Below are 10,268 nucleotides of genomic sequence, written 5' to 3' on the forward strand. Positions count from 1 at the left end.
TTCTCTCTATCTGTGGTGTATTTTCCGCACCGCGGTGCGGGTGATGCCTGGGCATCTAACGGGAAGACGGCACTACACAGGATGTAGTGCCGTCTTCCAGTATATGTTTTTACAGCTGTATTTCTTTAGCCGCCGTAATAGTAGTAGTGGCTGTAGGAGCTGCCGTAGTAGTCGCTGATGACGATGCGGCCGCGGCGGCCGTAACGGTTGGAGTAGTAGCCGTTATAGGGGGTACGGCGCACGGTCGGGCGGTAGGTGGTTGCCTGCGCGGGGGTGAGCAGTGCACCGAGGGCAGTTGCTGCGCCTGCGCCTGCGGCGGCGAGTGCTGCGCGGCGGGTGAGGCGTGCGGGCTTCTTGGTGGCCATGATGTGCCTTTCAGGGTCGGTGTTTCTGTGAAGTGACATGGTGCGTGCACGGCATGCGGCTGTGCATTGACCATTTCTTATTGTAAACCTCAACGTTAATGTTTTTGCGCGCAGAGTGCACCTTCTAGTTGAGGGTTAGGGTGTGGGTGCTGGTCGGCGTTTTTTCGGCAGAAAAATTGCGGAAATATTGGTTGAGAAACACACCGGGCACGCGCTCAATACGGGCTGAATCGCGGGCTACATGTCTACTTCGGCGAGGCCAGTGATTTCCTTGTCCTTAATGTGCGGGATGGTGGAGCCCCAGTTCATCCACGCCTTAACCTGGGCGGCTTCTTCGGGGTTGTTCATGTCTGGCCAGCGGTCGTATTCCATCTTGAATCGGGTCATTGCGAGGAGGGGGTAGCCCTCATAGATGGGCCCGAAACGCGCAATGCGCTTACCCGATTTCGTGTCGAAGGAGACGGAGTCTGAAATTTCACTGTCGGAACTCTGCGTATACGTGACCTTATCGATCGCGTTGAGCGGGTAGAAGGTTTTATTGTCGTGCCCGTTGTCCTCTTCGAATCCTTCCGGCGAGATTTTAGTGTAAGAACCAGCGGTTTCGTTAAAGACATATAGAAGAAAACACGTGAAGAGGAAAGCTCCGACATCATATAGAAAATGGAATCCTATATCGCCCAGCAGATGCACCATAAACATCAGAGCAGGGGTCATGGGAAGCGCGACGGCAAGCACAATTATTTCGGAGCGGTCGCTTCGAGTAATGTAAATGTTTTTGGTGTACAGCTTCTTGTCTCGGCGTCGGTTGATTTCGTAGACAATGATGGACCGGACCATCTTGTACATCTGTAGGACATTTACTACGCCCCAGAGGGCAATCATGGTGTAGTTCATCATCATGGTGGTCAACTACCCTTTCTATCTATCGGTGACCTGCAGCTTTCCAGCAACGGTGCGGAGAGTGCAGGTTCGTTCTCAGAGTAGCCGAGGAAATCGGGTGGTTAGGCACGGATTCGGACAATCTGCGAAGTGGTTGCCGAGTCTTCATCTGACCCTTGCACACAGTTAACCTTCTGGTCAGATACCGTGCGATAGGCTAAGAATGTGCCCGTCACCACTGAGGCAGGCACGATTCACCAACCACCACACAAGGACGTACATACCATGGGCACAACCGAAGTAAGCCGCAAAGCACACAAGGCAACGAAAGCCTAGAAACCCAGCACAGAATAACAGCCCGCAGCCCAGAAAGAAGGTGAAGAGCAGTGAAAAAGAACTCCCCGAGGAAAAAGAACGTTTCAAAGAAAAGGAACGCCTCGAAGAACAAGAGTTACTCAGAGGCAAATTACATTACCGAAACTGGGGCTACGAAGAAGACCAATAAAAAGAGATACACCAAGAAAAAGAAGAATAAAGTCGACTTCAAAGAGTATCTTCGCAAAAAAGCAAAAGATGCATGGGGTGCACGCGACATCATCATATTCGTGGCAGTCATGCTAGGGTTCCTTGCGTCCTTACATTTCATGACCAACTACAACCCGGGCAATGAATCCGCTATCTGCACTGTCACCTCCGTCGAAATCATTGAGCATGAGGACCCCTACTGGACCTCCGGTGAATTCGAAACGGAAGAGTGCGGAATCATCACATCGAGCAAATCCCCTGATGGTATACCCATTCGCAAATACCTCCAGAACTTTGAGACGGGCAAGAAATACAGGGCGTACAAGTCCTTCGATACCCGTAACGATGAATTCGACTTCAGCGTCCTCCGCTTTGAAGAGATCAAAGAGTAACCCCACCCCCGCAGAAAGGATCCCACCGTGAGCTTTATCGGCGAATTTATTATCGACTTTATTGGAGAGGCCATCGCGTCCTCACCAACCCTGCAGCGAGTGCTCCTGTGGATTCTTTTCTCCATATCCATTCTTCTCATGTTTGTCCCCGTCGTGACGGGTGAATACGCGTGGAGCATCCTGGCTATCTCCATGATGCTGTTTTCCGTCGTGATGATTGACGGCACGTATGAGCACGGTGTGCACGATGCAAAGAACGGCGGTGCGTACCATTACTTTCTGCTGACGGTGGGCACGCTCTGCGTTGCCGCGATTGTTCTGCTCGCTGCTCTCTCCCTGGCGGGTGTCCCGCCGGTTGCTTTCACCCCGCAGGTGGACGGCATCAATTTTGCGCCCTGGTATGTGGCGGCGTCTGCGCTGGTTCTGCTGCTGTTCTTCTACAATGCCGCGCAGCCGAGCGACGAGATCCCTAACCTGCGCCGTATGGAGCGCATCAACCGGTATGTGCGTGCGGTGGTGCTGGGTGTGAGCGCCCTGATGGTGCTCTTCTGCCTGGTTATTCCGGTGGTTTCGTTCGCCGCTGCCGGTTATGAGCCTGTGGGTGTTTCGGTGGTGCTGTGCCTGGTGCCGGTTTTCCTGATTTTTGTGCGCCGCGCCCTGTTCAAGCTGTGGGCGTCGACCTTTGAGGAGGGTACTGCCGGGTATGGTGTGTTGCGTGGCTTCTGCGTCGCTCTGGTGGGTTTGGGCGGATGTTTGGCGGCGGTTCGTCTTGCCGCTGATGTTGTGCAGTACGGTAGCGGGTTGTCGCTGGTGTACGTGGTGCCGGTGATCGCCTCGTACCTGCTGGTGAAGAAGTACGTGACCGTGGGTATCGCAATCCCTGAGAAGGAAGAGGACGAAGAGGCAATCGGCACTGAAATCAGCGGAGGTAACTAGAGCCCATGCGCATTTTCCTGATTATTATCTGGGGCGTTATGGCCTTTATCTCGGTAACCGGGACGCTCTACATCATTATCAACTATGAGATTCAACGCTGGAAGGATATGGAGCGCCGCCGCCAAGGCGCGTACATCCGACGAGTTAATCAGGCAGAGGCTCTCCTAGCAATATTTACCCCTGGATTTCCGTGCCTCTATCTCTTTGCTTATCTTACAGACGAGGGGTCTCCAGGTGCCTTTTATGAATTCCTTGGGATATTTCTGTCAATCGGGTTCATGATGTATGCCTGGTATGTGCACGTTGCCTACGTGAAGATTTCCCCTGAAGGTGTTGAGCAGCGCATGTGGTCGGCACGTACGACCGTCTATCCCTTCAATGCTATTGACGGCATTGAATACTATGAGGCAACCTCTACAGACGACCAGGATCTTGTGTCTTTCTACAGTAAATCCGGAAAACTAATTGCCGCCTTCTGCCCGATTATTCACAAAAATTATCGTCTGATGGCGATTGTGCGGTTCAGGATTGAGAACGAGCGCTGGCCTGATATGGATAATCCGAGTGATATTGCTCGGGTGGATGCTCTAGATAGTGGCCCTGATACAGTCCCGTATTTCAGGGAAAAGGAGAAAGTCACCGGCCTCGCCGACGTCGACATGTAGCACCGCATAGAGAAAGCCCCTGGGCTGAGAGCTTATCTCTCAACCCAAGGGCTTTCTGCATGCCAGCGGCTACTCACCTGAGCGTCACCCGCCGGCGAATGGTCGCCCAGTCTTCACCCGAGCCTTGCACCGAGTTAACTTTTTAGCCACCTAACCCATAGACCATCAAAGTGCTCGACATTTCAACTTGTCAGAGCTTTCAAGCACATAGAGTATCCTTGGGAAGGGTACGCCACCTGCCGGTGGTGCGCTTCCGGATATTCACCAACCACATACGAAATGAGGACTTTCATGTCTGAAAACACCCCGCAGCCGGCTGCACCGCAGCAGCCGCAGTTCACCCAGCAGGCACCCGCCGCACAGCCTGCATACGGCGCACCCGTCGAGGCACCGAAAAAGAAGTGGGCGGCAGTAACCGCGCTAGTCCTGGGCATTATCTCCGCCCTGACCGGCATTTTTGTGATCGGTTCGTTCCTGACCATCCCGACCATCATTTTCGCTGTGATTGCGCTGGTCATGGTTAAGAACGGCACCGGCGCTGGTAAGGGCATGGCGATTACTGCTCTCGTGCTGGTTCTGGTGGCATATATTGCTACATTTGCTTTCTTCCAGATTCGTGCCGCGAACCTTGAAAAGTCTAACCGAGAGGCTCGTGAGGTCATTCAGAAGTGCGAGAACCACGAGCCCGGCTACTACATCATTGAGAAGGACGGTAAGCGTTACTGCAACGCTGGCGGCTGGGTCTACGAGATGGATAAGTAAACCGGCTTATTTGGTTCCATGATTAGCCGTCGCTGATGGAGGGGCGTTCGTTCACGCGGCAGTCGCCGCACCTGCGAGCGCCCCTCAACCGTATCTCCCGTGGGTGCTTCAGCATCTGGCGGCGAGTATGCCCCGGAACACCTGCAGCGCATCCTTGATGCGCACTCCACTACCATTACCAACTCCTACCCGATTGAAGGAGCGAATAGCTAAATGATGTCTCAAGAATCTGCTATTACCTTTTGGGGCGTATGCTCCATCATCACGACTATTTTCACGATTTTTACCCTTGCCGCTTACATCATCAATCGACGCCGCGACGAGAAGAAGAAGCGTGAAGGCATCTACATTAGTCGTCTGCGAGCGCTACTGGTGTACGTTATTGTCTTTATCCCGGGCTTCCCGATTATCCGCTATTTTTTGTCGCTCAATGGCCCCGAGACTAACCCCTATGCGGAGGGTATTTACATCTTCATGACTGCTTTCCTCTTGTTCTACCTGTGGCATGTCAACGCCACATACATGAAGATTTCTTCTGAGGGTATTAATATGCACACCCCCGTTCGCGGGTCGAGGATCTGCCCTATCGGCGCGATTGATAGCGTTGTTTATAGTGAGTCGAAGGATGAAGATACCCCAAGCCGGATGTGGTTCCTCTCTAAGTCGCGTGCACGTATTAACCCGTTGAACCCGAATTATGATGAGTACTATCTCTTGGTCATGACCCGATTCAGGATTAAGTATGGTCGCTGGCCTGACCTGGATAACCCGGCTGACGTAGACAAGGTGAACGAGCTGGATAACCGTTATGAAGTCATTCCGTACTTCATGAATAATCAAGAGATTTCGGGTCTTGCTGACGTCGATATGTAGCCCCCGGTTTGTGGGCTGAAAGCTCCCGGGGATGCGCGGCTCACCCCCACGCTGCCCCGGGGCTTTCGGGGCTTCTACGCCCCGCACAGTACCCTAAGAACTCGGTACCCTCAGAACGTAGGCGCCGCCGCCGCCTAGCCCAGACGGGCCGCGTGCTCTTCCTATTCACCAACCACACGAAACGAGAACCCACCATGCGCACTTTCCTGATTATTATCTGGGGGATCTTCGCTCTGTTCACAACAGTTGCGACATTCTACGTCATCATCAATTACGAAGTGCAGCGCTGGAAAGATAAAAAGCGGCGGCGCGAGGGTATTTATATTCGACGAGTTAATCAGGGCGAAGCTCTCATTATGATATTTACCCCCGCCTTCCCCTGTCTTTCGTTTGTAGCCCACATATACGGTCCCGATTCATTAGATATAGGGACTGAAATATTGGTCTTATCACTTTCGGTTATGTTCCTTTCTTTCTTGCGTTATGTGCATGTCGCCTATGTGAAGCTTTCTCCTGAAGGTATCGAGCAGCGTGTCTGGTCAGCTAACCGAAAGGTCTACCCGATAGGTGCGATTGATAGCGTTACCTACTACAAGACCGTGGATGTTGAAGACCAGGATATGGTGGGTTTTTACACGAAGTCGGGTAAGCAGATTGCTGCTTTTGGTCCGATGACTCATAACAATTACCGGCTTTTGGCGATTGTGCGTTTTAGGATTGAGAACGAGCGTTGGCCTGATATGGATAATCCGGATGATGTGGCGCAGGTAGATTTCTTGGATTGTGCCTCGAGGACGATTCGTTATTTTGAGGATTTGGGGAAGGTTGCTGGTCTTGCCGACGTTGACATGTAACCCGCTCGATAAGCGCCGACTACCCCCTACATCCGAAGAGCCACAACCGGCGCGAACACCACCAACACCGCGAAAGAGGAGCACGCATCATGCACACCTTTTTCCTTCTGCTCTGGGGCACCTGCACCCTCGCATCAATCATCGGCGCCATCACTATCATCGTTCTGCACGATAGGCACCTGCGTCAGGACATGAAGCTACGCGACGAAGGCATCTACATTACACGTGTACCTCGCCGTGAAGCCCTCATAAGCCTTCTCATACCCATACTCCCGGCAGGTTTCTTCGCGTTCTACCTCTACACGCAGGCAGAGCTCGGTATCCTCTTCAACATTCTGATATTCATCCTGCTGCTGGTCTTCCTCTACCACCTTCTGCACGTTCACCTGGTGTACACAAAAATCACGCCCGACACTGTGGAGCAGAAGCTCTCACCGTTCGCTACCGTGACCCCCTACCCGATTAGGGCTATCGACCAGGTTTTCTACTTCCAAGGTACGGCGGAGGCGGAGGATTGGGATGGGGAAGCGACTGACAAAGCCACCTTCTACACCAAGAAAGGCAAGGAAATCGCCAAGCTTGACCCCGTTGGCAAGAACCACCGTCTGCTGGCAATCGTACGGTTCAGACTCGAGTTCGACCGCTGGCCCGATATGAGGAACCCGCAAGATCTGGCGTGGGTTGATACGTGGGATAACCTCGAGTGGACCCGACCCCTGTTCAGGAAGCTGTACAGAAGACGCAACAAAATCACCGGCCTAGCGGATATCAAGATGTAGCGCCGTATACAGAAAGCCCCCGCGGCCGAGAGTTACCCTCTCAGCCGCGGGGGCTTTATCGTATCAGCGTATCCTCACGCGGCGAGCGTTAGGAGGCGCGGCGGCGGGAACGCAGCACCATCACAGTGCCAGCACCCAACACCAGAGCGCCACCCACAGCCACAGACACCGCACCAAAACCAGTGCGGGCAAGGCCGCCCTGCTGGGAGCTAGCGCCACCCGACGCAGCAGACACACCAGACTGACCCAGGGAGCCGCCACCAGCGCCACCACCGGAGATACCACCCGGGTACACGCCGCCAGCAGAACCATCAGCCGAACCGTCAGTCGAACCCTGCGTGTTCACGTCACCGGCAACGCCGGAAGCACCGGCCTGACCGGAGCCACCCTGCGCGGTACCAGACTGTGCGGAGCCGGGCTGCTTAGCGCCAGCGGTACCGCCCGGGGTTGCCGAATCCACACGGCGCACACCACTAAAGTCGTCCGATGCAGCGTTCGGGTCCTTCGGCACGGCAGTCTCAAACGAGCACGCATCCGACGCCTTCTTACCCACAGCAACCGCAAGCTGCTGCACCGGGCTGTTCACCTCAGTACCATCAGCCAAGGTCGCGGAATAGTGCACGTCAAACATGTACTGGCCGGGCTCAGAGAACACCCAGTTCGCGTGCGCGTGCGTCGCGTAATCAATGTCGATCGTGGTCTTGCCGGTCGTCGAATCCAGCAGCACATCCGCACCGTTCAGCGACTCGGTGAACATACCGAAGCGTGCACCCTCAGGCATGACCTTCGGAACCACGTGCAGGCGCACGGGGCCGCGCAGCTGCGAGTAGTCGATGTCCTGCGTGTTGTAGCCGGGCCAAGGCAGGCCGCTCTGCTGGGTCTGCGGCAGGCCGTAGAAGGCGGTGCCGACCGGGCCCATGAAGTTCAGCTTCTCATCAGCCATGCGTTCGGTGCGTACACGGCGGGCGTTCTCGCTGACGGTCCACACGACCGAATCAAGCGGGCGCACGGTCGAATCAGCGTCAATGATGCCGCTGTCGTCACGCAGACCCACGGACAGCTGGCGATCCTTCAGGGTCGCCTGGATGTCCAGGTGGCCGTGCGAAATCTTGGTGCGGCCGTCAATCTTGCCGGGCACGCACTGGTTGCCGGGGGTTCCGGGGGTGGACGGCTCAGCAGAAGGTGCCGGGGCGCTCGGGGTCGGGTTGGCCGGTGCAGGGCTGGAGGGTGCCGGGGCAGGTACGCTCGGCTCTGCGGAGGCGGTGGGCACCGCAGGCACGGTCGGAACCTCGCTGGGGGATACCGACGGAGCGTTGCTGGGCTCAGCGGTCGGCTCTGCGCTGGGAGCCTCGCTCGGCTCAGCGGAAGGAGCTTCAGTCGGCGCGACGGTAGGCTCAGCGGAGGGTGCCGGGTCCACCGGGGCAGGCTTCGGTGCATCGCCAATGGGTGCGCTGTCCGGTGCCAGCGCGCCGTGTGCGGTGTACTTGGTGCCCGGCTCGTACTTCGCCGCGACCTCGGTGGTGGAGGCGGAAGCGTTCATATCCGGGTGGGTCAGCATCTTCACGCGCAGAGCGGTGCCCTTGTAGAAGGACTCGTCACGGAAGGTAAAGCGAGCCACACCGTCCTCGATGGAGCCTTCCAAATCGAGGTAGGGGTAGACCGGGTCATCCTGGGCGTAGAAGCCGCCGCGCAGGAAGCCGCGCACCTTCGGGTCCTTGAAGCGGACCTCAACGGTGCTGAAGCCGTTGCCGTTCGGGGTGACGGTCACGTCGTAGTCCATGCTGGTCGGCGTGTACTGCTGGGTGCTGAGTACGGTGTTCGCCTGATCCGGGATTTCTTCGGGCCAGGTACCGTTGCCGTCGTCGCTGTACACGCTCTCAGCCTTGCCGGGCTCGTAGGTGAGCTTGTGCGAGATCCAGCGGGACGCCTCGGCGCTATTCGCGTCGGAGGTGTCGGGGGTGAAGACCGCCTGCAGCTGGGAGCCTTCGCTACCGAGCATTTCAGACCAGGTGGCGGTACCGTTCACGACCGGCAGGTCGGTCAGGAAGTAGCCGTTGTTGTACAGGGTCAGGGTGCCCTTGAGGTTCTTGTTTGCGGCGGTGAAGGTGATGTCGCTGAGCTTGTCGTCGGCATCCTTGTTCTTTGCCGGGTCGGCGTCCAGGCGGTGCGGTGCCACGGACAGCATGTACTTTGCAGCGTCCAGGTCACCGACGGGTGCCGCGTTGTAGCGGTCAACGGTGGGCACGGCGGTGGGGGTGCCGTCACCGAGCACGGGCTGCATGCCGCCAACCTGCCAGACCAGCTTCGACGGCTTGGAGCTGATGATGCGGCCGTCGGTGGAGCGCGCCACGGTGCGGTAGGTGACCACGTAGCGGCCGGGGCGGGTGAAGGTCGTGGTGTTGTGGGTGTGGCTACCCTTGTCGAGCAGCCAGGAGTGCCAGCCGGTCGAACTGCTGGAGAGCATGCGGTACACGTCGGCGGGCGCGTCATCCGGGTTGTAGCGGAAGAGCTCCATGCGGCCAGGACCCTCAACGGAGAGGATGTCGGTAGCGAACACTCCGTCACGGAAACGCTCGGTTGGTACCTTCGTGGATGCGCCCAGACCCGCCCAGATGGGGTCCTGGTTGCCGTAGGTCAGGTGCGGTGCCATGTAGAGGGTCTGGCCGGGTTCGCCGAGGAACGCCAGGGAGGGCGATTCGCCCAGGGTCATGGTGTACTGCGACTTGCCGTCCCTGGTGCTGTAGCCCTTGCCGACCCAGTTGACGGTCTTATCCAGTTCGTAGGTGTCTGCGCCGGTCTTGTAGGGGTTCGCCTCGTTCATGAGGACGAAGGTGCCGTTCTGCTCGTCCCAGTATGCCTTGGGGGCGTCGACGTGACCCTTGGTGGTGACGATTTTGCCGTCATCGGGGCCTGCTGCGGCGGGCAGGGAGGGGGCAGCACCAGCGAGCGCGAGCAGTGCTGCGGCGGAGAGGAATGCGGCGGCGCGGCGGAGGGCGGGCTTGCCGCCGGGGATGAAGAGCGTGGGGGTGTGTGTGGTGACCCGACGCTGGGTCTGCTTCTGAGAGCTCATGACAACCTTTCTCATTTTTCTACCCTCTAGGGTAGCTCTTTTGCAAATAATTGTCATTTTGAACCTAAGTGAGTATAGTGATTCTCAGAAATACGTGTGCGCAGAGGCGCGCCCAAAAACGCACACCACGCACATCCACAAAGAGAAAAACACGGCAGAGCACACCCC

General features: G+C 56.7%; 10 protein-coding genes. 7 read left to right on the plus strand and 3 right to left on the minus strand.

Annotated features, from left to right (window positions below; translation table 11 throughout):
* Positions 1-125: 125 nt before the first annotated feature.
* Together ACP3RB_RS07755 and ACP3RB_RS07760 are read right to left on the minus strand one after the other, a co-directional pair.
* Positions 126-365, minus strand: coding sequence for a transcriptional initiation protein Tat (locus ACP3RB_RS07755; RefSeq protein WP_294631804.1), 240 nt, complete (start codon positions 363-365; stop codon positions 126-128).
* A gap of 237 nt (positions 366-602) precedes the next feature.
* Positions 603-1,265 carry a hypothetical protein gene (locus ACP3RB_RS07760; RefSeq protein WP_311452981.1) on the minus strand — a complete coding sequence of 221 codons (663 nt, stop codon included), beginning with the start codon at positions 1,263-1,265 and terminating at the stop codon, positions 603-605.
* A gap of 365 nt (positions 1,266-1,630) precedes the next feature.
* On the opposite strand from ACP3RB_RS07760, the gene ACP3RB_RS07765 reads away from it, so the two are divergent.
* From ACP3RB_RS07765 to ACP3RB_RS07795, 7 genes are all read left to right on the plus strand, one after another.
* Positions 1,631-2,161, plus strand: a complete 531-nt coding sequence (locus tag ACP3RB_RS07765; protein WP_426698967.1) for a hypothetical protein — start codon at positions 1,631-1,633, stop codon at positions 2,159-2,161.
* Between the two features lie 27 nt (positions 2,162-2,188).
* Entirely contained in the window at positions 2,189-3,097 is a 909-nt protein-coding gene (locus tag ACP3RB_RS07770; RefSeq protein WP_311452971.1) for a hypothetical protein, read from the plus strand.
* A 5-nt stretch (positions 3,098-3,102) separates the two neighbouring features.
* On the plus strand, positions 3,103-3,762 hold the full coding sequence (locus ACP3RB_RS07775) for a hypothetical protein (protein ID WP_426698968.1): 660 nt from the start codon (positions 3,103-3,105) through the stop codon (positions 3,760-3,762).
* A gap of 291 nt (positions 3,763-4,053) precedes the next feature.
* Positions 4,054-4,524: a DUF4190 domain-containing protein gene (locus tag ACP3RB_RS07780; RefSeq protein ID WP_426698969.1), complete on the plus strand. Its 471-nt coding sequence runs from the start codon at positions 4,054-4,056 to the stop codon at positions 4,522-4,524.
* Between the two features lie 213 nt (positions 4,525-4,737).
* The gene (locus ACP3RB_RS07785) at positions 4,738-5,397 is read left to right on the plus strand and encodes a hypothetical protein (protein WP_426698970.1); all 660 of its coding nucleotides are present in this window, start codon (positions 4,738-4,740) and stop codon (positions 5,395-5,397) included.
* A gap of 194 nt (positions 5,398-5,591) precedes the next feature.
* Complete coding sequence (locus ACP3RB_RS07790; protein WP_426698971.1) at positions 5,592-6,251, plus strand: hypothetical protein; 660 nt, start codon at positions 5,592-5,594, stop codon at positions 6,249-6,251.
* An 89-nt stretch (positions 6,252-6,340) separates the two neighbouring features.
* The gene (locus ACP3RB_RS07795) at positions 6,341-7,030 is read left to right on the plus strand and encodes a hypothetical protein (RefSeq protein ID WP_426698972.1); all 690 of its coding nucleotides are present in this window, start codon (positions 6,341-6,343) and stop codon (positions 7,028-7,030) included.
* An 88-nt stretch (positions 7,031-7,118) separates the two neighbouring features.
* Here ACP3RB_RS07795 and ACP3RB_RS07800 read toward each other — a convergent pair whose 3' ends face one another.
* Entirely contained in the window at positions 7,119-10,100 is a 2,982-nt protein-coding gene (locus ACP3RB_RS07800) for a choice-of-anchor M domain-containing protein (protein WP_426698973.1), read from the minus strand.
* Between the last annotated feature and the right edge of the window lie 168 nt (positions 10,101-10,268).

Origin of the sequence: Rothia mucilaginosa, assembly GCF_049990865.1 — a bacterium.
In the GTDB taxonomy this organism is placed as follows: domain Bacteria; phylum Actinomycetota; class Actinomycetes; order Actinomycetales; family Micrococcaceae; genus Rothia; species Rothia mucilaginosa_I.

Bases quoted from the DNA above. Each gene is read 5' to 3' on its own strand.
- ACP3RB_RS07755 (WP_294631804.1), bottom strand. From the start codon at position 365: ATGGCCACCAAGAAGCCCGCACGCCTCACCCGCCGCGCAGCACTCGCC.
- ACP3RB_RS07760 (WP_311452981.1), bottom strand. From the start codon at position 1,265: ATGATGATGAACTACACCATGATTGCCCTCTGGGGCGTAGTAAATGTC.
- ACP3RB_RS07775 (WP_426698968.1), top strand. From the start codon at position 3,103: ATGCGCATTTTCCTGATTATTATCTGGGGCGTTATGGCCTTTATCTCG.
- ACP3RB_RS07780 (WP_426698969.1), top strand. From the start codon at position 4,054: ATGTCTGAAAACACCCCGCAGCCGGCTGCACCGCAGCAGCCGCAGTTC.
- ACP3RB_RS07785 (WP_426698970.1), top strand. From the start codon at position 4,738: ATGATGTCTCAAGAATCTGCTATTACCTTTTGGGGCGTATGCTCCATC.
- ACP3RB_RS07790 (WP_426698971.1), top strand. From the start codon at position 5,592: ATGCGCACTTTCCTGATTATTATCTGGGGGATCTTCGCTCTGTTCACA.
- ACP3RB_RS07795 (WP_426698972.1), top strand. From the start codon at position 6,341: ATGCACACCTTTTTCCTTCTGCTCTGGGGCACCTGCACCCTCGCATCA.
- ACP3RB_RS07800 (WP_426698973.1), bottom strand. From the start codon at position 10,100: ATGAGCTCTCAGAAGCAGACCCAGCGTCGGGTCACCACACACACCCCC.